We start from the raw sequence: 20226 nt of genomic DNA, 5'->3' as shown, positions 1-20226 counted from the left end.
AGGAGGCCAGCATGTCCAACTCCGCCGTTCTCGTCACGGGTGCCTCGGGGCACCTCGGTCGTCGCGTCCTCGAACTCTTGCTGGAGCAAAAGGTCGGCCCGATCGTCGCGACCACCCGCACGCCCGATTCGCTGAAAGACTTCGCCGCGAAGGGGGTCGAGGTCCGCCGCGCCGACTTCGACGACGAAAAAAGCCTCGCGGAGGCCTTCCGCGGGGTCGGCCGCGCGCTTTTGATCAGCACCGATTCCCTCGATCGTCCGGGCCGGCGGCTCGCGCAGCAAAAGGCCGCGGTGCGCGCGTTCGAGGCCGCGGGCGTCGAGCACGTGGTCTATACGTCGCTGCCGAACCCGGTTGGATCGCCGATCCTCATTGCGGACGATCACGCCGGGACGGAGGCTGCCCTCGTCAGCAGCCGTCTCGATTTCACGATCCTGCGCAACAACCTCTACACCGACATGCTGTTCGTGTGGCTGCCGCCGGCGCTCGCATCGGGCAAGCTGGTCGACGCGCGTGGAGACGGCGCGATTGCCTGGGTCACGCGCGACGATTGCGCGCGTGCGGCGGCAGCGGCGCTTGGGGACGGCGCGAAGGGGCGACGCACGCTCGACGTCACCGGCCCCGCGGCGCTGACGAGCAAAGAGCTCGCGGCGCTCGCGAGCGACATCTTCGGCCGGCCGATCGAGCACGTCTCGGTCCCGATCGAGGCGCTCGTGCAGGGCATGGTCGACCACGGAATGCCCGAGCCGATGGCGAAGACGTTGGCTTCGTTCGACAAGGGCATCACGAAAGGTGATCTTGCCACGGTGACGGACACGGTGCAGCGCCTCACGGGCCGCGCCCCGCAGTCGGTCCGCGAGTTCCTCGTAACAAACCGAGCCGCGCTCGCGAGCCCTCCGAAGGCCTGAACGCCACACGGCGCCGCGCGGCATGCTCGCGAAACGGAATCAGAGGGCCGCCGCGACGTCGTCGCAGCTCCAGTCTGCGACGTCCATGCAATTCTCGAGCTTCCCCGGGCCCCACGGCGACCACCGGCACGTCATGTCGTCCATGGCCGCGCAGCCGGCCTCGACGCCGCTACCGAGGACGACGTCGCAGATTTGATGCGCCGAGGAAGGCTCCCACGGAACCGGATTGGGACAGCTCCCGATTTCGCACTCCCGATGGCGCGATTGCACCAGCGCCTTGCCGTCGCCCTGCAGGATGATGAGCCGCTCGGTCTCGAAGAACTTGCCACCAGGCACCTCGATGGCGCTCAGCGCGCCCGGGGCGTTCGAAACGATGAGTTTCGCGGCGCAGATGAGGGCGTCCTCCGGCTCCGGGTAGAGGTGAATGCTCATCTGCGGGCAGTCGGTCGGCACGCCGCACGCGAACAGGTCGGTATGCACTTGGCCGCCTCCGGACGAAGACGACGACGAGGACGAAGACGACGACGAGGACGACGAGGACGACGAGGCGGAGGACGAGGACACGGCAGAGGAGGAGCCGCCGCTGCCGGTCGTGTCATCGCCGCCGTTCCCGGACGAACAAGCGGCGAAGGGGAGGGCCAGGGCGAGGGCCAAGGCCAGGGCGGTGTAAGAAAGCGCGTTCGAGTTCATGCGGATGGTACGAACGTAAACCATCTCGCACCCGTTGGGAAAGAGTCGTGCCGCCGAGAGCAAATCCTCAGCGCGGGAGACCTCCTACCGCGTGAAACGCACGCGGATCGGCGGCGTCGCGGCGACCCTCGGCGTGCCCGCTCGATCGAGCGCGGGCGTGTACCTGCGCGAAAGCGCGCAGAGGCGTGCTGCGCGACCGAAGCCATACCCCGGATCGCTCATGACATTCACGGATTGCGGCGTGCCGTCGGCCCGCACCGTGATGACGATCGACACGACGGCCTGATCGATCTGCTCCGCGTCGGCCTCGGGCGGGAAGGGACAATCCCACGCGGAGCTGCCGGCGAGCCCGGGAGGCTTCGACAGATCGGGCCCCTCGGGGGCCGGCGGCGTCACGGGCCCTGGCCCCGTTCCTTTGCCGCCTTCCTTGCCGTCGAGCGAAGCGCCCTTGTTGTACGTCGGCGCCGACCCCGTCCCCGCGGCCGACACCATTCCGTACCCGGGCCCCGCGCCATCACCCGTGACGAACCCTTGCCCCGTCATGTCAACGGGTTCTTCCGGATCGGGCTCCTGCGTGAGCACCTTCGCCGCTTGCGTGGGTGGGGGCGGCGGCTCGGGTTCGGGCCCCTTCGTCGGGGCATTCTCCTTGACCACTGGCGCTGGCGACGGCGGGGCTTCGGGCTCGGGCTCGGGCTCCGGGGGTTTTTCCTCGGGCCTGGGCTTTTCCACCTCTTCGGGCGGCAGAGCGATGTCGTATTCGACAGGGCTCGTCTCGCCGAGGGCGCCTCGCGTGTCGAAGAGCGACATCATCCCCAGCACCGACGCGTGGGACATCAGGGCAAACACGAGGCCGAGCCCCATGCCCATCTGCCCTGCGCGATGGCCGAGGCGAACGACATACGCGAGGGGATCACGACGCTGCTCGGCCGCCCCTCCGTACGGGGTGAACGCTGGGAGCTTTGGATCCTCCCCCTCGAACTTACCTGCCACCGAGCTCATGGTTTTTTCACCTCATGGAGTCGCGGGGACGGGCGGCGTTTTGCCGTCGTCGGCTGCGACGGGCGTCACGCCGAACGCGATTTTCGTAATGCCCGCCCGTTTGAGCACATCGAGCGCGTGAATCACGCGGCCATGCTGGACCGTTTGCTCCGCGCGGATGACGGCGCGCAGATCGGGCGTCTTCGCCTGCGCCTCCTTCGCGAGCGGGAGCGCGGCGTCGTCGTTCGGCAGCTTCTTGCCGTCGATGACCATGTCCCCGTTCGCGCGGAGCTCGACGCTGAAGACCATCTGCACGTCTTGCCCCGGCGAGGCCTTCGGCAGGTCGAGCGGCACGGCCTGCGACACGATGATCTTCGCCGTCACCATGAAGATGATGAGGAGCACGAGGGTGATGTCGACGAGGGGGGTGACGTTGATCCCCTCGACCATGTTGTCCTCGTTGCTCGAGCTCGACGCGGCCATCAGCGATCCTCCTCGCTGGACTCTACCTCGTCCTCGCCCTTCTTCGCCGCCTTCTTGACCGCACCTTCGAGCGCGCTCTCCTTCTCGCCGTGCAGGTGCGCGAGCAGAACACGCGTCAGCGCATCGGTGTTCGCGATCGTCGAGCGGATGAGCCGCTGGAAGTAGTTGTTCGCGGCGACGGCCGGAATGGCCACCGCGAGGCCGACGGCCGTGGCGACGAGCGCTTCGGCGATGCTCGACATGACCTGCTGCGGGGCCATCGCCGCGGAGGCAGCCTCCGCGAGCGGTTTGTCCGCGGCTTTGCCGAGCGCGTCGAACGCGCCGACGACGCCGATGACGGTGCCGAAGAGGCCGATGAACGGAGCGTTGTTGCCGAGCGTGCCGAGGTAGGCGAGGCGTTTTTCGAGCTTCATGCGTTGCAGCGCGAGCGCGCCCGCCATGGCTTCTTCCGCGGCTTTCGGGCCGCGTTGCGCCTCGACGAGCCCCGCGCTCACGACGGCGGCTTCGGCGGAGGGCGACCGGGCCATGCGCTCGTGCGCCGCCTCGATCGAGTCGAGGAGGGCGCCGCGCAGATCACGCGCGAGCACCACGACATCGTCGCGCAGGGACCAGAAAAACCACGCGCGTTCGACGATGATCGCGACGCTGATCACGCTCAGGCCGATCATGAGCCACATGACCCAGGCCGCGCCGAAGCCGACCATGATGCGCTGCAGCCACTCGATGAGATTCATCTTCCATTAAGCCTTTCAAAGCGAGTGCCTTTTCGCCCCGGCTCTTTCCTATGCCGGCTCGCCGGCGGAGCGCGACGCTCATCCGACGAGCCGCGGGATACCTCCGACGAGGGGCCTCCCTCGGAGGACGAACCCCTTTCGCTCGCCGCGCTCTCGCCCCGTGGGGGCGCGCGACGAGCGCTCTCGTGGCTCGTGGCCCAAGGCAAGGTTTTCGTCGGAGGGATCCGACGGCTCGTCGGATCGAAGCTCCACGTGGCGGCCACGCGTGCATCCTTGCACCGAGAACCTTGGCTACTCTTTCTGACCATCCACTCCGTCGCGGCGCTGCCGTGGCTTTCCTCCTGACGTCCTTGGCATCACGGGACGCGCTCGCAGGCGCGCCCGACGAGCCGCCTGGCGCGACCGAGGCCGCGCCGCAAGCGGTCGTCGTCCCGCCGCAGCTGAAGAGCGATCCCGGCGTGAAGTATCCGGAGCAAGCGCTGAAAGAGCGGTTTTTCGAGGAAGTCACGGTCGTCCTGATCCTCGATATCAATGCATCCGGGGCGGTTCGGAAGGCGACCGTCGAAGCACCCCAGGGCCACGGATTCGACGAGGCCGCCGTCGCCTCAGCCGAGAAGCTCGTATTCGAACCGGCCCGGCGGGGCGACAAGAACATCCCGGCCCGGATCAAGTTCCGTTACGTCTTCGTGCCCCCGCCGCCCAAGCTCACAGGACGTGTCGAGCGCCAGACGAAAGGCTCGCCGATCGCCTCCGCGAGCGTCACGGTGCGGACCGCCGACGGCGCCGAGCATACGACGCAGACGGCCGCAGATGGATCGTGGACCCTCGAGAACGTGATGGGCGGCCCGACGCACATCACCGTCGCGGCTCAAGGTTATGAACCTCAATCCGCGGACGAAGAGCTCACGCCCGGGGAAGAGACCAACGTCGTCTTGAGGCTCATGCCCCAGAAGGCCCCCGAGGAGAAAGGCGCCGAAAGCGAAGACGAGCCACAGGTCCAGGAGATCGTCGTCCGCGGGGAGCGCCCGCCCCGCGAGGTGACGAAACGCACGCTCAAGAAGGAAGAAATCGCGCTCATTCCGGGGACGAACGGGGATGCGCTGCGGTCACTGCAAAACCTCCCGGGTGTCGCGCGGCCGCCTCCGTTCGGCGGCCAGCTCATCGTTCGTGGGTCCGCGCCGCAGGACACGATTACCTATGTCGACGGCACGCCCGTGCCCATCGTGTATCATTTCGGCGGCCTGAGCTCCGTGGTGCCGACGGAGGCGCTCGACAAGATCAACTTTTATCCCGCGAACTACAGCGCGGTGTACGGCCGCGGGATGGGCGGCATGGTCGATGTCGGGATACGTGATCCCAAGAAAGACGGGCAGCTTCACGGCATGGCGCAGCTCGATCTCATCGACGCCCGCCTCCTCGTCGAGGGGACGATTCCGAAGACGGGCGTGAGATTTCTGATCGCCGGCCGCCGCTCGTGGTTCGACGGCTGGCTCGGCCCCGTCCTCACGGCCGCCGGCGCGGGCGTGTCGACGGCGCCGCGATATTACGACTACCAGGTCATGCTCCAGAAGGACTTCGGCCAGAGGGCGTCGCTGCGCCTTCTGTTTTTCGGGTCCGATGACGGTCTCGAGATCTTCAACGAGAACCCGAACGCCGGGGCCACGAGCTTCAGCGGCATCGGCACCCATACGAGCTTCTGGCGCCTCCAGGCCCGCTACGAGCACAAGCTCACGGACAGCACGGAGCTCAAGGTCACGGCCGCCGTCGGGCAGGACTCGATGGATATCGGCTTCGGCGCCCTGGGCTTCACGACGACCGAGCTCCCGATCAGCGGACGCGCAGAGATCTCGCAGAAGGTCATGCGGTCCGTCCGCGCGAACGTCGGGATGGACATGATCTACAGCCCCTATGACCTGCATATCCGCTTTCCGCGTCCCCGCCCGCCGGGGGTCCCCGCGGGTGGACCCGAGGACGTGCCGCTGGAGACGACACAATCCGGAAATCGCCTCTTCGGCGGCATGTACACGGAATGGGAGATCATGCCGTGGCGGGGGATGCGCATCGTGCCGGGGCTCCGCCTGGATTACACGAGCTCGACCCAGAGCTGGGACCTCTCTCCACGCTTGAATTTGAGGCAGGAGCTCACGAGCGGCTCCCCCCGCACGGCGCTCAAGGCGGGCGCCGGCATCTTTTATCAGCCGCCGGGGCCGCTGGAGACGGATCCCGTCTTCGGCCAGGAGGGCCTCAAATCGAACCGGTCCGTTCATTACGACGTCGGGTTCGAGCAGGAGTTCGGCCCCCGGGTAGAACTCTCGGTGAACGCGTTCTACAAGCAGCTCGACAGGCTGGTTTCCGATGGGGCAGGGAACGTCGGGGCGGGGGCCGTCTACGGTACCGAGTGGCTCCTGCGCTACAAGTCCGACGAGCGCTTCTTCGGATGGATTGCCTACACCCTGTCGAGAAGCGAGCGCCGCCCCGAACCCTCGGAACCGTCTGCGCTTTCCCAATATGATCAGACGCATGTCCTCACGACGATCGGGAGCTACAACTTCGGGCGCGGGTATCGGCTCGGCGCGCGTTTCCGCCTCGTCTCGGGGAACCCCTATACACCCACGGTCCGCGGCGCCTATGACGCGACGACCGGCAGTTTTCAGGCGGCGACCGCGTATCCGCCGTATGGCGCGCGGCTTCCGTTCTTCCACCAGCTCGATGTGCGCTTCGACAAGACGTGGACCTTCAAGTCGTGGAAGCTCTCGGCCTACATCGATATCCAGAACATCTACAACCACCAGAACCCCGAGGGGATTGCCTACAACTACGACTACACCCAGTCGTCCTACGTGAGCGGTTTGCCCATTCTACCGAGCCTGGGGCTGCGCGGGGAGTTATGACGAAAAATGCTTGGATCATGGGGGCTGTCTGGATGCTCGGAGCGACGGGGTGCAACTTTCCCGATTTCGCTCCGGAGAACGAGGTGGCGAGCGTGCGTATCCTCGCGACGCGCGCCGACAAGCCCTACGCGACGCCCGGGGATACGGTGAACCTCGATGTGCTCGCCTTCGACGGGCGAAAGGAGAAGGCGCAGCCCATGCGGGTGTTCTGGATTCCGACGGTCTGCACCGATCCGCCGGAGGGCGCGCCTTATGAATGTTATCCGGCCTTTGCGGGTGCGTTTCCGCGAGGCCAAGACCTCACGCCGCTCTTGAAGGAAGGTACTTCGTTCTCGCTCGACGTGCCCGAAGACGTGCTTGGAATGCCGGGGCCGTCCGGACCGCCCGAACCCGGGAGCGTGCCCTTCTACAAAACCCTCGTCGTCTTCAACATGGCGTGCGCCGGGCACGTCGAATACATCGGCGCACGCGGGATGGGCCCGCAGGCCGTCCCTTTCGGCTGTTTTGATGCGGATCGCAAGGAGCTCGGTCCCGAAGACTTCATGTTCGCGTTCTCGCGCGTCTTCGTCTTCCCCCTGCTTCCGAATTCCAATCCCGTGATCGATCACCTCAGCTTCGACTTCGCGACCATCGATCCGAACGACGGCATCACGGTGGATCACTGCACGATGCCGGAGATCGAGCAATGCCCTGTGAAGCCCCTCGACATCTCGGTCCCCGAATCGAGTCAAGAGCCTGATCCCAGCTATCGCACCGCGGACGGTGAGATGGGCAAGGAGAGGATCCTGGTCGATTACTACATCACGGGAGGGCAGGTGAACTCCACGCGCCTGCTCTACGATCCGGAGAGCGGCAAAGTCGGGACGACGGCCGCCGACCTCCGGGCCCCCCTCGCCGCGGGCGAGGAGATGCTTTTTGCGGTGGTCCGCGACAACCGCGGAGGGCTCGCCTGGCTCGAGATCCCCCTGCACGTCCGGTGAGCTCTCCTCGAGACGTCGTTTCCCCGCGGCCGCATCCGTGGGCTACCATCACGACCATGCGCGAGCAGCTCCGGCCCGAGACCCACGTCGAGGTGGTCCGATGACCGATGTCTCCGGGACCGTCGATACGTTTCGATTCCGCGTGCTCGTGGTCGAGGACGAGTGGCCCGCGCGCAACTATCTCGTCGAGCTGCTCGAAGGCTCGCACCTCGCCGAGGTCGTCGGCGCGGTCGCGAGCGTCGGCGAGGCGCGCCAGGCCTTGCAGCCGGCTGCCGCCGGGCTCGAAGTGGACGTCGTCTTCGTCGACATCGTGCTCGAGGGCGACGACGAGACCGGGCTCGATCTCGTGCGGACTTCGGCGCGAAACCCGCGGCGGCCGATGTTCGTGCTGGCGACGGCATTCAAGGAGCACGCGATCGAGGCCTTTGATCTCGGCGTCGACGATTACCTCTTGAAGCCATTCACCGAGGAGCGCGTCGAGCAATGCCTGCGGCGCCTCGCCGCCCGGCGTCGCGTCGTCATGCCCCAGAGCCAGAGCCCGCTCCGGATCGTGGCGCGCCGCGGACGAAGTCTCGTGTTCCTCGAGCAAAACGAGGTCTGGGCATTCGAGGCGGCCGACCGGCTCACCTCGGTGCACACGCCACACGGCACGTTCGACCTCGACCTGTCTTTATCGGCGATCGAGGCCTCGTTTGGCCGGGCGCTCACGCGTGTCCACCGCAACTGGCTCGTGAATGCGGCCCATATCAAGGAGCTCGAACGGGACGGGGGCGAGACGCGGATCTTCGTGGGCGTGGGCATCGGACCCGAGCGGCGCGGCGTGTGCGTGCCCGTCGCGCGCGAGCGCGCACAGGCCGTGCGCGAGATGTTGCTCGCCAGCGCGACGGGGCTGCGCCGGATCTGATCAGGCGAATTGTCGGCGGGGGCAGGGGTCGACCTCGGCAGCCATGCACGTCCCGCCATTCTCGCAGGGCGTGCCCTCGACCGGCAGCGTGTCCGGGCCGTGTCACCCGAGGTCCGCTTTGGGGCCTGCCCAAACCCCCGGCGGGCCGCCGCCCCATCCTCTGGGGCTTCCCCAAAGGCCACGCCGACCGCCGGGACCTTCCTTCGGGGCCTCCCCATGACCCATCCTGATCGCCGGGACCTCCCGTTGGGGCGTCCCCATGACCCATCCTGATCGCCGGGACCTCCCGTTGGGGCGTCCCCATGACGCACCCCGACCGCGGGAACCTCTCTTTGGGGCGTCCCCATGACGCACCCCGACCGTGGGAACCTCCCTTTGGGGCGTCCCCATGACCCATCCTGATCGCCGGGACCTCCCGTTGGGGCCTCCCCATGGCGCACGCCGACCGCCGGGACCTTCCTTCGGGGCCTCCCCATGACCCACCCCGACTGCCCGGCCCTCGCTTCGGGTCCTCGACACTCCGTTTTGGAGCACCAACAGGGCGTCGCCAGCGTGAAACGGACCTCCACCGCCTTGCCACCGGCCCGCTGGAAGAACTGCGCATCGCGCAGTTCTTCCACCCTCGGTCCAGGCCGTGCCTGGTCCGGGTCCAGGGGCGGACAGCCCCTGGTCGGGCCCGGGGTGAAACCCCGGCGCTACGCCCCCGAACCGCCTCTCCCTCAGCGCTTCTTCGTCGTGCGCGTCTTCGTCGTGCGTGCCTTCGTCGTCGTCGCTGGTAGCGCGCGTTTCTTCGTCGAGGCCTTCGTCGCCTTCTTGCGCGTGCCCTCTTCCGTCGTGCCGGGCTTTGTCGCTCGCTTCGCCGGCGCGCGCTTCTTCGTCGTGGTCCGTGCTGCTGCTGCGCGCGTGGCTGCGGGCGTGCGTGAGCTCGAGCGGGGCGAGCGCTTCGTCGTGGCGCGCGCCCGTGCGGGCTTCGGTGCCGGCTCCGAGGGCGGGGCCTCCTCCTCGACAGGCTCCTCGACGGGGAGCACTGCGCCGTTGCCGTTTGCGTGATGCAGCGGCTCGGGCGCCTCCGGTGTTGGCGCGGGCTTCGCGCGCCGCTGCGCGCGGGCAGGCTCGGCAGGGGGGGGCGGGGGAGACACGGCGGCCGTCGCCGAGACGAGCGGCGCGCCTGCGTCGGCGAGCAAGGTGTCGACCTCTGCCGCGAAGGCCGCGACGTGCATGTCGACGTCGCGCGCGTCCTGCTCCGAGAGCGGCGTGTAGACGACACGTACGCTGCGACCGTCCGGGATCTCCCACTGCGCTGCGTTGCCCGTGCGGCGGAGCGTGCGCGTGGCTGCGCGATCGATGAGGCGCGTCAGCCGCGCCCGCTCCGAGGGGCTGACCTCGTGCGTGAGCTGTGCTGTGCGTTCGAGCGTCGGCAGCTCCACCACCCCTCGCTCGACGAGCGCGCAGAGCTCGTCCGCGACGGCTTCTTCCAGCTCGAGGTGCAAGTCTGGGTTTGCCGGCGGCTCGGGCACGAAGACGGCTTCGCGCGCGGCTGGATCGTAACTCTCGAGACGCGCGCCTGCGACGAGCCCGGCGCGCTCGAGCGCGATCACGAGCGACTGTGGCCGCGCGCGTTTGCCCGCGGTGGCGGCGACGTACCCGAGCAGATCGAGCTCGACACGCACGACCGCTTCGTCCTGCGAGGCGCTCGCTTCACGCAGCGCGATGCGGGCTGCGTCGAGCACTTCGCGCTCGACGACGCTGCGATCGGCGAAGACGTCTTCGAGATGCTCGGAGGCGAGCAGCGCTTGCGCCACGCGGCCCGTGAGCCGCGAGAGCGCCTCGCGCGTGGTCGGATCGTCGGCTGCGTCGGCGCGCAGTGCGCGCTCGGCGAGCGGCTCGACGTAACCGGACATCGCGTCGTCCACGGCGCGGACGAGCGCAGCTGTCCCGCCCTTGACGACGAGGATCCGGCCTCGACCTTTGAGACCCTCGACGATGCGGGAAGCGAGCTTGCGCGAGAGGTTCAGCGCGTTCACGAAGCCTGAAGGTTACACGCTTTGGTGCGCGTGGGCCGCCGATTCGGCCGCGCACCGTGCGCGCAAAAAGATGGCAGCGATACGAGGGGAGGGGACAAGACGAACGTCCGCGCAGAGCGGCGGACGTCCGAGGCGCTAGTCGGTCTCGACGAGCTTGACGACGACGTCGCCGACGCGAGCAGGCACGCGGGCCTTTGCTTCGGCGAGCGTTCCGGGGCGAACGCTCACGCGCACGACGAACCCGATGCCGTCTTCGCGCTCGACGCCGACGCCGGCGCAGAAAGGCTCTGCGCCGATGTCGTTCTTCAGTTGTTCCTTCGCGCGGCGCGCGGAGCCGACGTCGCTCATTGGATCACTCGCTGTAGCCGACGGCGAGGACGCGGAAGGTGTCGGGCGGAGCGGCGACGTTGTAGATCTTCGCCGTGAAGATGCCGCCCGAGTTGGAGTCGAGATCGTTGCCGGCGACGAGGGCCTGATCTGCGCCGCAGATCTTGCCTTCCTTGTCGTAGAGCGAGACGAGCGCCCACACGCTCTTCGCCTTGAACGCGCTCTCGTTCGTGATCTTGCCCTCGACCTGGTGGGGGTTGAAGCCCTTCTTGGCCGTGAACTTGGTGTCCGAGATCTTGAGCTTCGCGGCCTTGCCCGTGAAGAACGGCTTCATCGGGTTCGACTCGGTCTTGTACGAGGCCCACTTCGTCGTCTTGTAGAGCGAGAACGTGCAGGGGACCTTCTCGCCCGGCGCGAGCTCGCGGATGAGGCTCGAGCAGGTGCCGCTGTCGATCGCGGTGTTCGCGTCGTCGTAGAACGTCACCTTGATGTTCGGGAAGCCGAGCGGATCCTTGCCCGTGTTGTGGATCTCGCCGACGAAGTGGATCGTGCTGCCGTACTCGGCCTTGTAGTTGCGGAGATCCTTCAGCTCGGCCTTGAGATCACCGGGCTTCGCGGGCTTGGTGAGGTCGCCGAGATCGCCGAGCTTCGGGCCGTCCGGGTTCGCCGAGTCGAGCGGGATCGCCGCGATCGCCTCGGACGTCTTCTTGGCCGCGTACCAGAAGAAGCCGACGACGCCGATGATGGTGACCAGGAGGAGGCCGCCGCAGCCGAGGCCGATGATGAGGCCCATGTTCGGGCCCTTCTTCTGCTGCGGGATGATCGGGGCGCCCATGGGAGGTCCACCCATCGGAGGCCCGCCCATCGGAGGCCCGCCGAAGTTGCCGCCGGGAGGAGGGCCGTAGCCGCCGCCGGGAGGAGGACCGTAACCGCCGCCGGGAGGCCCGCCGGGAGGACCACCAAAGCCGCCGCCGCCGGGAGGACCGCCGGGGGGACCACCGAAGCCGCCGCCGCCGGGAGGCGCGCCGGGAGGACCGCCGTAGCCGCCGCCGCCGGGAGGACCGCCGCCGGGAGGACCACCGTAGCCGCCGGGAGGCGCGCCGGGAGGAGGACCGTAGCCGCCGGGCGGGCCACCGCCGAAGCCGCCGGGCGGGCCACCACCGCCGAAGTTGTCACCACCGGAAGGCGGCGCCCCCGGGGGAGGTGCCGGAGGCGGCAATCCGCCACCACCGGGTCCAAATCCATTTGCCATGCGCGGCTCTCCCGTCGTGTTCTCGATCATGGCGACGGAGTATGCCGCAAAATGGGGAAGGACGGGCAAACGGATCCAGACGAGACGAACAGGATCCGCCGGTCGGGGCTGCGCGGCTGCTGCTAGGATCGACCCTCATGACGAGCCTGTCGCGGAAGGCGACCCGCACTATCCTTGCGATTTCCATGGTCTTCGTGTTCGCCGGGGGAGGCACGCTCGGTTGCGGAGGGGCCTCCGAGAGCGGGGCCGGGCCTGAGACGGCGGCGAGCCAAACCGCCCCGAAGGCCGAGGAGCCGCTGCCGGGCGAGGAAGTCGTGGAGGATTCGGGGACCCTCGATATCCTCTCGGATCCCCCGCAAGACGTGCTGCTCGACGGCAAGCCGATCGGGAAGACGCCGCTCACGAATTACCGGGTGAAGATGGGGAGTCACGACGTGACGTTCCTCGATCCGGCCGAGGGCGATCGGACGATGAGCGTCAATGTTTCGCCGGGCGATCACCAGACAGTGAAGCTCGATCACCCGCCGAAGATTCGCGAGCAGAAGTAACGCGGCGAGCAGCGACGAGAGGGGGACGCGAGACGTCCCCCTCGGGACTATAGATGCCGGCGCGCGATCTCGGCCCACGTGCCCGTGGGTTCGATCTCGAGGTACTTGCGCCAGCACGGCCGCGCCTTCGCGCTCTCGCCGACCTGCTCGTACGCCATCGCGAGGTTGAAGTAGGCGTCGGCGAAGCGCGGATCACTCTCGATCGCGCCGCGGAAAAACTCGACGGCCTGCGCCGCGTGACCACGTTCGAGCATGACGTAGCCGAGGTTGTACTGCGCCTCGGGTTGCTTGCGATCGATCTCGAGCGCGCGTCGATAGAGCGACTCGGCCTGCGCTTCGTCGCCGCGACGGAAGCAGATGTTGCCGAGGTTCGTGTACGCGATCGCGAGCCACGGATCGACCTCGAGCGCGCGACGGTAAAGCTCCTCGGCCTCGGTCATCGTGGACGGGTTCTCGTCGAGCTGGCTGGCGCGCACGTAGATCTCGTACGCGGTCTTCGCGCGATCACGACCGACCATCGGACGCAGGACGCGCACGACGTCGTCGCGCAGCGACTTCACGTCGAAGTCGAGCACCATCTGCCCGGTGAGCGGTTCGAACGTGCCCGCCGCGCTCTTCACGACGACGCGCTGTCCATCGGAGACGATGCGCAGCTCGGCGAGCGGGCGCGTGACCTTGGGCAGCGCGCCGCGGATGTTCTCGACCGCGCGCGCGACGTCGCGGAGACGCACCTTGCGCGCGAGCAGATCTCGCGCGGCGCGCAGCGCGATCACGTCCGAGAACGTGTACGCGCGGCGGCCCTTGCGACGACCGCTCGGCGAGACGATGCCCGCGCGATCGAGGGAGCGCAGGCGGCCCGCGGAGATGCCGAGCAAGCGACAAACCTCGGCGCCGGTGAACATGTCGCTCACGGGCTCGCGCGTCTGCGGTACGGGCAGCTCCGCGGGCAAACCCGACGGGGCGGGATCGGGCAGGCGCTTCGGAGGCTCGGCGACACGTCCACCGCCCGGCCCGAAGATCACGTGGATGACCTTGTTTTGCTCGGGGTCGCGGCGTTCTTTGTTGTTCATAACGCTAGAGAGGTCGCGAGGAGCGAAGAGCGAGCTTAGCGCGACGCGCCGCTCGCGGCGGAGGCATGTACGACGGCGACGACGTCGACCACCACGGCGACACCCGCGGAAGATGTGCGCACCTCGATCTCGGCGCGCACCGGTCCGAGCTCCCCCTGCACACGTGTACACGCCTCCCTTCGCGCAATGCGGAGCGCGCGGAGCTTGAGGTGTGGGTCACACGCGAGGAGCGCGGCCATGGACGCGAGGTCGGGATCGGGCAGCGTGCCACCGCGGGAGCGCGCGAGCAAAAGCACGCTCGTCGAGCCGTAGTAGACGACGCCGTCTCCTTCGGTGATGGGCATGCCCTCGCTGACGATGTCCGCGCCTTCGACCATGGCGCGGACGAGGCCGTCCTCGGCGGCGACGAGCTCGAGCTGCCTGCGCCGGACGAGGGGCCCCGGGCCTGCCTTGGCGATGCCCGGACGCGGGAAAGGAGGGCGATTTGCCATCGGCGGCGGATCGTAGAGATCTCGCGCGCCGGGATCGAAAAAACGGCCACGATCGCGTGGGAACTTGCGCTCGGGGGTGGTTCCGTGCCTCGGCGGTTTCGTGCGCGGGACCGCATGAACTTGGCCCTCGGGCGTGTCGTCTGCGAGGGTCGCGGACGAGGAGCGAAACCGAGATGGGATACCCTGGCGTCGAGCGTCGAAGGCACTGCGTCTACGTCACGCGAAACACGGAGTACCACATGCGCGACGGGGTCTGCGTCGCGGTGCGGGACAGGCGGACGGGGAAGTTCGTCCCCGCGCACATCGCGGTCTCGTTGAAGCTCGAAGGGGGCGTGCGACTGTTCCCGAACGGCGCGGTGATCCCGCGCATCGAGACGCCCGGCGTGGGAGACGCGATCTGGTTCGCGACGGCCGTCGACGCGAGCCGGCAGATCGTGACGAGCCGGATCGAGGCGATCGAGCGTCCGTCGAAGGACGTCGTCGCCTCGTACGCGTGAGCGTGATCAGCCGATGTTGCAGAAGTGTTCGTAGTCGATGTAGCTCGTGATCGTCGGATCCGAGCCGCAGACGGGGCAGGTCTTGTCCTTGCGGAGCTTGAGCTCGCCGAACTTCATGCGCAGCGAGTCGTAGGTGAGCAGGCGGCCGATGAGCGGGCTTCCCTGGCCGAGCACGAGCTTGATCGCCTCGGTCGCCTGGATCGTGCCCACGACGCCCGGGAGGATGCCGAGCACGCCGGCCTCCTGGCAGCTCGGCGCGAGGTGCGGCGGCGGCGGCTCGGGGTAGAGGCAGCGATAACAAGGTCCGCCGGCCGCGGGGTGGAAGGTCGTGACCTGACCCTCGAAGCGGAAGATCGAGCCGTGCACGACGGGCTTCTTCATCCACACGGAGGCGTCGTTCACGAGGTAACGCGTGGGGAAGTTGTCGCAGCCGTCCACGATGATGTCGAAGTCGCGGAAGATGCGCTCGACGTTGTGGCTCGTGAGCCGCTCCTCGAACTTCACGACCTTCACGTCGGGGTTGAGATCGCGGATCGTCTTCTCGCCGCTTTCCACCTTGGGCAGGCCGACGCGCGACGTGGCGTGCATGATCTGGCGCTGGAGGTTCGAGGCGTCGACGACGTCGGCGTCGACGAGGCCGAGCGTGCCGACGCCGGCCGCGGCGAGGTAGAGCGCAGCGGGGCTGCCGAGGCCACCCGCGCCGAGCAGCAGGATTTTCGACGCGAGGAGTTTGGCTTGCCCCACTTCGCCGACCTCGGGCAGGAGCAGGTGGCGCGAGTATCGATCGCGCTGCGCGTCCGTGAGCTGGGGCGGGGTCTCCATCGGATACCCGAGATCCTTCCAGCGCACGAAGCCGGGGTTCGCGCTCTCGACGTGCGTGTAGCCGAGATCGATCAGCGTCTTCGCGGCGAGCGCCGAGCGCGTGCCGCCCGCGCAGTAGAGGACCACGGGCGCGTTCTTGTCCGGGACCTTCTGCTCGATCTGCATCTCGAGGAAGCCACGCGGGACGCTGATCGCGCCCGGGATGTAGCCGGCGCGGTTCTCCTCTTTCTCGCGCACGTCGACGAGCACCATCGGCTCGCGGGCCTCGAGGCGGCGCTTGATCTCCTCCAGAGTCACGGTCGAGACGGTCTTGCGGACCTCGGCGATCAGATCGGTGTAGGTCGTCGGCATGCGGCTCCTCGGTGGGCGGAGACGGGTTCGTCGTTCGGACGTGGGATGCCGTCAAGGGTGGCCCGGACGGCCGACCCGCGCACGTGGCGGGTCCTTGCTCACTTGGGCGCGGGCAGGTCCTCGGGGCGCGCGCGCAGGCCGGGCAGGACCTCGTCCTTGCGGAGGCCACCCTCGCACACGAGCTTCACCGTGCGCTGATCGGGCAGGATCTCCTCCAGCGTGACGATCTGCGTCTTCGCCTGGCAGAACGCGACGAGCTTCGCGCCCGGCAGGAGGCGGCCGAGGCGCAACGTGCCGCGCTTGACCTGGATCTCCTTGTCGTCGGCGAGGCGCTTGACCGTGACGTCTTGCCCCTTCACGGCCGAGACGATGCCGAGCTCGAGGTTCGCCTCGCCCTGGCGGAGCGGCGCCCAGACGCGCGTGCCGACGAGCTGATCGTCCGGCGGGATCCACTCGGTCGTGTTCTTCGGGGCGAGCCGCGCGAGCGGCGCCCAGCCGACGGCGCGCTCGAGCTGCACGTCGAGCGAGGCGCCCGCCGGATCGACGTCCGTGACGAGCGCGAGGTCCTTGGTTTGTCCGAGGATCCACACCTCGGTCGCGGGCGCGAGATCCCGCTTCGACGGGGCGTCGCTCTTCGCCGCGGGCAGGACCGCGACCTTGCCGTGCGCCCAGCGCTTCTCGGCCTTTTTGCCGGGCTTCATCTTCACGCGCTGGGCCTCGACCCAGACCGCGAGCGCCTGGCGCTTCTTCGCCACGACCTCGGGCGCCGTCTTGTCCTTGGCGACGGGCGCCATGTCCGGGCCCACGATTTCCCAGCGCGCGAGCTTGATGAGCTTGTCGACGTCTTCGAGCGCCTTCAGCGCCTCGCGGCCTTGCCCCACGGCCCGCGCCGCCATGCCCGCGATCTCGGGCGTGATCGCCGCGCGCACCACGCCGAGCAGGCCCTTCGCGCCTTCGTCGCCGATGTCGCCGTTCTTCTGCGCCTCGTCGATCTTCGCGATCGCGTCGGCCCAGCGCTTGGCCTTGAGCGGCTCGTCGAGCTCGGCCTTCTTCGCCTCGAAGATCGTGGTGTCGACCTCGGTCACGAGCTTCTTCTGCGCGGCGCCGCCGAGCACCGTCTTCGTGTCCTCCGAAGCGACGAGCGTGCGCGCCGCGGCGTACTTGCCCGCCGTCGTGGCCTCGTCGATCCGCGACTGCACGCACGCGAGGGCCTGCGCGCCGATGAGGCGACGGAGCTCGCGGACGAAGACATCACTCTCGAGATCGCGCATCGGGCCCGCGATCTCGCCGAACGCGCCCTTGCAGTCGCCGTCCTTCAGCGACGGCTCGACCTCGTTCGCCCAGAGCTTGGCGTGGCGCTTGTCGACCTTCTCGAGCTGCTCGGTGATCTGGAAGCTCAGCGACTCGACGTTCAGGTCCTTCGCCTGGCCGAGGAGCTTGCGCGCCTCGTCGAAGTCCTTGGCGTTGTAGGCCTCGTCGGCCTTCTCGATGAGCTTCTTGGCGTTTTCGATCTTGGACTTCTCGGCGCGCTCTTCCGCGCTCTCCGGCGGCTTCGCGGGCTCCGGCGGCGGGCCGCACGCGACGAAGGTCGCGGCGAGGCAGGCCGCGGCCGCGAAGCGCGCGAGGATCGTCGCGGCGCGCTGCGAGGTGCTCGGGAGGTGACGGAGGCTCGTTCGCATGGCGCGGGACTCTCCCATCCCACAACCTCGATCGTCAACTCGCGCGAGCGCCGAAACCTCTCGGCTTGACCGAGGTCCCCCGGCGTCCTAGGACGGCCGGACCATGGCGGACGAGTCGAAGCAGGGGGAGCAGGGCCCGACCGAGGGGACCCGCACGTTCAACAAGCCGCGGGTCACCATCAACCGGGTCTACACGAAGAAAGGCGACACCGGCGACACGGGCCTCGTGGGCGGCCAGCGCGTCCCCAAGGATGACGACCGGATCGAGGCTTACGGGACGGTGGACGAGCTGAACTCGTTCGTCGGCGCGGCCCGGCAGTCGATCCTGGAGGGGGTCGCCGTTGCGACGACGCGCCCGGAGAGCGCGGCGCCGCTCCGGGAGCTCGCCGATTCGCTCTGCCGGGTCCAGCACGAGCTCTTCAACCTGGGCTCGCTCCTCGCGACGCTGCCCGAGGACGTGCATCCGCGCCAGCCCCGGGTCACGGCCGCCGACGTCGAGCGGCTCGAAGAAGAGATGGATCGCTGCCAGGAGGAGCTGCCCGTGCTGCGCTCGTTCGTGCTGCCGGGCGGCTCGCGCGCGAACACGGACCTTCACGTTTGTCGGACGGTGTGCCGGCGCGCCGAGCGGCTCTGCGTGTCGCTCGCGCGGGAGACGGAGGTCGATCCGCTCGCCGTGACCTACCTGAACCGCCTGAGCGACGCGCTCTTCGTGTGGAGTCGCTTCGTCGCGCTCCACCTCGGCACGGGCGAGGTGCTCTGGGAGCCGGACAAGTCGGCGACGGGCCAGTCGAAGGCCCGCTGACGAACCGAGGCCTCGCCCACCACGAGCAAGAGGCCGTAAACGATCCCCACGTACACGAGCCCGAGCACCACGTCGATCACGTAGTGGTGCCCGAGGTAGACCGCGGCGAACGGCATCACGAGCGCGTAGGCGATTTGCAGGGCGCGCGAGGGCGCGCTCGCGGTGCGGAACGTCGCGATCAATCCATAAAGCGGATACGTGACGTGCAGCGAGGGGAGCGCGCCGAAGACCACGGCGCCGTGACCGTAGAGCGACGCGAAGTAGCCGTAGCCGAGCCACGCGTCGACCCGCGTGAGCGCGGCCGGTGAGCCGTGCGCCGCAAGATCGATCCCGCAGCCGTGCGTCGCGACGTACCAGGGCGGCGCCGCGGGCAGCAGCAGGTACGTGGCGAAACCGAGGACGTGCGTGCCGAGCGCGAGCCTCGTGAAGGTCCGCGCCGCGTCGGGCTTCTTCACGCAGAGGTAGGTGTACTGCGCCGCCATGATGCCGAGGTACGAGCCGTACGGCACGGCGCAGAGCAGATCGAGCGCGGGATGCGCGAGGCCCGCGAGCCACTCGTTCGGCGTGACGATCGCGCCGTGCACGCTCACGCCGAAGAACGCGAGCTCCACATCGCGCAGCTCGCAGCCGAGGACACGCGAGGCCGAGACGCTCGCAGGCCACAGGTACCGGAGCGCGTCGTACAGAACGAAGAGCGTGAGCGCCGGGATCGCGCCGACGTAGAAGCGACGCACGCGCTCACCGCAGCAGGCCGCCGTCGTGGCGAGGGCCGCGGCGAGGAGGATGTCCCAGCGCAGCCTGTCGACGGCCGCGACGAGCGCCGCGTATCCGATCCAGGGGAGGGCAGGCAGGAAGAACCAGCGCTCCCGGAGAGCGCGCGCTCGCGCCGCCATGGCTCGCCTCAGTGCTCGACGGGGAGCGGACCACGCGCGCCGGCGCCCTTTCGGGCAAACGACTTCTTCGCGTCTTTCGCCGCCGCGGGACGCGGATCGCGCAGCGCCGCGCGGGTCCTCGCGACGAGCAGGATCGACGCGACCGTGCCCACGACCGCCACGAGGCCCACGCCCAGGAGCGTGAGCGGCCGAGGCATGCCGCCGAGCACGTTCGTGTACGGAACGAGCGGCCCGAGGAGCAGCGACGCCGAGAGGTACACGACGCGCTCGTGCCTGCGCATGAGGCCGTTCGGGAGCACGAGGTTGTGCTGATCGGCCTTCGCACGCGCGTAACTCACGAGCGACGAGGCGACCATCGCCGCGAGCGGGATGACGAGCGAGAGGACGTTGTGCCGGTAGTAGATCGCGAGCCCGATGAAGGGCGCAGCGTCCGCGATGCGATCGACGAACGAGTCGAGCACCGCGCCCGACGGCGACGCGACGCCGCGCGCGCGTGCCACCATGCCGTCCAGGGCATCGAGCACCGATCCCACGATGACCACGGCCGCGGCCTCGGCGAAGCGCCCCGTCGCGGCGAGCGGCAGGCTCGCGCAGCAGAACACGAGCGAGGCATACGTGCAGGCGTCCGGCGAGACGTGCAGCGCGATGAGCGCTCGTCCCGGCGCGTGCATCGCCCAGTAGAAGGCCTCGACGAGCCAGCCGGGCAGGAGCGCGCTGCCGGGCGAGGGCCCGAGCCGCGGGTGCGACGCCCGTCCAGAGCGGGCCACACGAGTCGCGTAAGCCGCGACCACCATCGTGCACAGAAGAAGCGCCACGAGCGTGATGACCATGGTCACGACGTCCCCTGGTGCACGAGGCGCGCCCGCCCCCGCTGCGCGGTTTTCAGGCGGGTGCGCTGCATGGTT

The 20226-nt window shown here is 68.6% G+C and carries 20 protein-coding genes and 1 pseudogene; 8 read left to right on the top strand and 13 right to left on the bottom strand.

Translation table 11 applies throughout. The features are described from left to right. Positions 1 to 11 precede the first annotated feature (11 nt). Entirely contained in the window at positions 12 to 905 is an 894-nt protein-coding gene (locus tag KEG57_RS23955; protein WP_272423224.1) for an SDR family oxidoreductase, read from the top strand. A 39-nt stretch (positions 906 to 944) separates the two neighbouring features. On the opposite strand, the gene KEG57_RS23950 is transcribed toward KEG57_RS23955, so the two are convergent. Continuing rightward, positions 945 to 1337 (bottom strand): hypothetical protein, encoded by a 393-nt coding sequence (locus KEG57_RS23950; protein WP_272423223.1) that lies wholly within the window; start codon positions 1335 to 1337, stop codon positions 945 to 947. Here KEG57_RS23950 and KEG57_RS23945 point away from each other — a divergent pair. After that, positions 1330 to 1575 (top strand): hypothetical protein, encoded by a 246-nt coding sequence (locus KEG57_RS23945; RefSeq protein ID WP_272423222.1) that lies wholly within the window; start codon positions 1330 to 1332, stop codon positions 1573 to 1575. The two genes, KEG57_RS23950 and KEG57_RS23945, sit on opposite strands and share 8 nt — an antisense overlap. Positions 1576 to 1679: 104 nt before the next feature. On the opposite strand, the gene KEG57_RS23940 is transcribed toward KEG57_RS23945, so the two are convergent. Genes KEG57_RS23940 through KEG57_RS23930 form a run of 3 tightly spaced genes read right to left on the bottom strand, consistent with a single transcriptional unit; the run spans position 1680 to position 3790 of the window. Further along, positions 1680 to 2594 (bottom strand): energy transducer TonB, encoded by a 915-nt coding sequence (locus KEG57_RS23940; protein ID WP_272423221.1) that lies wholly within the window; start codon positions 2592 to 2594, stop codon positions 1680 to 1682. Positions 2595 to 2606: 12 nt separating this feature from the next. Then, on the bottom strand, positions 2607 to 3056 hold the full coding sequence (locus tag KEG57_RS23935; RefSeq protein ID WP_272423220.1) for an ExbD/TolR family protein: 450 nt from the start codon (positions 3054 to 3056) through the stop codon (positions 2607 to 2609). Further along, on the bottom strand, positions 3056 to 3790 hold the full coding sequence (locus tag KEG57_RS23930) for a MotA/TolQ/ExbB proton channel family protein (RefSeq protein WP_272423219.1): 735 nt from the start codon (positions 3788 to 3790) through the stop codon (positions 3056 to 3058). Before KEG57_RS23930 ends, KEG57_RS23935 begins: the two co-directional genes overlap by 1 nt. 350 nt (positions 3791 to 4140) lie before the next feature. Between KEG57_RS23930 and KEG57_RS23925 the strand changes: the two genes are divergently transcribed. The 3 genes from KEG57_RS23925 (at position 4141) to KEG57_RS23915 (ending at position 8565) form a co-directional block, all read left to right on the top strand. Beyond that, positions 4141 to 6681, top strand: a complete 2541-nt coding sequence (locus KEG57_RS23925) for a TonB family protein (RefSeq protein ID WP_272458815.1) — start codon at positions 4141 to 4143, stop codon at positions 6679 to 6681. Between the two features lie 17 nt (positions 6682 to 6698). Next, positions 6699 to 7661 carry a hypothetical protein gene (locus KEG57_RS23920; RefSeq protein WP_272423217.1) on the top strand — a complete coding sequence of 321 codons (963 nt, stop codon included), beginning with the start codon at positions 6699 to 6701 and terminating at the stop codon, positions 7659 to 7661. 100 nt (positions 7662 to 7761) lie between these two features. Next, on the top strand, positions 7762 to 8565 hold the full coding sequence (locus KEG57_RS23915; protein ID WP_272423216.1) for a LytR/AlgR family response regulator transcription factor: 804 nt from the start codon (positions 7762 to 7764) through the stop codon (positions 8563 to 8565). Positions 8566 to 9284: 719 nt separating this feature from the next. Here KEG57_RS23915 and KEG57_RS23910 read toward each other — a convergent pair. The 3 genes from KEG57_RS23910 to KEG57_RS23900 all read right to left on the bottom strand — a co-directional run bounded on the left by KEG57_RS23910 (position 9285) and on the right by KEG57_RS23900 (position 12198). After that, a complete protein-coding gene (locus KEG57_RS23910) occupies positions 9285 to 10589 on the bottom strand; it encodes a hypothetical protein (RefSeq protein WP_272423215.1) in 1305 nt (434 codons plus the stop codon). Between the two features lie 135 nt (positions 10590 to 10724). After that, on the bottom strand, positions 10725 to 10937 hold the full coding sequence (locus KEG57_RS23905) for a hypothetical protein (RefSeq protein ID WP_272423214.1): 213 nt from the start codon (positions 10935 to 10937) through the stop codon (positions 10725 to 10727). A gap of 4 nt (positions 10938 to 10941) precedes the next feature. After that, the gene (locus KEG57_RS23900; protein WP_272423213.1) at positions 10942 to 12198 is read right to left on the bottom strand and encodes an FxLYD domain-containing protein; all 1257 of its coding nucleotides are present in this window, start codon (positions 12196 to 12198) and stop codon (positions 10942 to 10944) included. A 107-nt stretch (positions 12199 to 12305) separates the two neighbouring features. On the opposite strand from KEG57_RS23900, the gene KEG57_RS23895 reads away from it, so the two are divergent. Beyond that, positions 12306 to 12716, top strand: coding sequence for a PEGA domain-containing protein (locus KEG57_RS23895; RefSeq protein ID WP_272423212.1), 411 nt, complete (start codon positions 12306 to 12308; stop codon positions 12714 to 12716). A gap of 47 nt (positions 12717 to 12763) precedes the next feature. On the opposite strand, the gene KEG57_RS23890 is transcribed toward KEG57_RS23895, so the two are convergent. Both KEG57_RS23890 and KEG57_RS23885 read right to left on the bottom strand, forming a co-directional pair. After that, positions 12764 to 13786 carry a tetratricopeptide repeat protein gene (locus KEG57_RS23890; protein ID WP_272423211.1) on the bottom strand — a complete coding sequence of 341 codons (1023 nt, stop codon included), beginning with the start codon at positions 13784 to 13786 and terminating at the stop codon, positions 12764 to 12766. 35 nt (positions 13787 to 13821) lie between these two features. Next, positions 13822 to 14277, bottom strand: a complete 456-nt coding sequence (locus tag KEG57_RS23885; protein ID WP_272423210.1) for a hypothetical protein — start codon at positions 14275 to 14277, stop codon at positions 13822 to 13824. A 173-nt stretch (positions 14278 to 14450) separates the two neighbouring features. On the opposite strand from KEG57_RS23885, the gene KEG57_RS23880 reads away from it, so the two are divergent. Then, the gene (locus KEG57_RS23880; RefSeq protein ID WP_272423209.1) at positions 14451 to 14774 is read left to right on the top strand and encodes a hypothetical protein; all 324 of its coding nucleotides are present in this window, start codon (positions 14451 to 14453) and stop codon (positions 14772 to 14774) included. Positions 14775 to 14780: 6 nt separating this feature from the next. Here the strand turns inward: KEG57_RS23880 and moeB are convergent, their stop codons facing one another. Then, the gene (moeB, locus tag KEG57_RS23875; RefSeq protein ID WP_272423208.1) at positions 14781 to 15947 is read right to left on the bottom strand and encodes a molybdopterin-synthase adenylyltransferase MoeB; all 1167 of its coding nucleotides are present in this window, start codon (positions 15945 to 15947) and stop codon (positions 14781 to 14783) included. 98 nt (positions 15948 to 16045) lie between these two features. After that, positions 16046 to 17626: a hypothetical protein gene (locus tag KEG57_RS23870; RefSeq protein WP_272423207.1), complete on the bottom strand. Its 1581-nt coding sequence runs from the start codon at positions 17624 to 17626 to the stop codon at positions 16046 to 16048. A 103-nt stretch (positions 17627 to 17729) separates the two neighbouring features. On the opposite strand from KEG57_RS23870, the gene KEG57_RS23865 reads away from it, so the two are divergent. Next, a complete protein-coding gene (locus tag KEG57_RS23865) occupies positions 17730 to 18428 on the top strand; it encodes a cob(I)yrinic acid a,c-diamide adenosyltransferase (RefSeq protein ID WP_272423206.1) in 699 nt (232 codons plus the stop codon). Between the two features lie 44 nt (positions 18429 to 18472). Here the strand turns inward: KEG57_RS23865 and KEG57_RS23860 are convergent. Continuing rightward, positions 18473 to 19321 (bottom strand): annotated as a pseudogene (locus KEG57_RS23860) (phosphatase PAP2 family protein); the annotation flags it as partial. A gap of 8 nt (positions 19322 to 19329) precedes the next feature. Beyond that, positions 19330 to 20151 (bottom strand): CDP-alcohol phosphatidyltransferase family protein, encoded by an 822-nt coding sequence (locus KEG57_RS23855; RefSeq protein WP_272423281.1) that lies wholly within the window; start codon positions 20149 to 20151, stop codon positions 19330 to 19332. Positions 20152 to 20226 lie beyond the last annotated feature (75 nt).

This window comes from Polyangium jinanense (assembly GCF_028435365.1).
The sequence above is the reverse complement of the archived record's forward strand: the minus strand, read 5'-3'. Positions and strand labels throughout refer to the sequence as shown.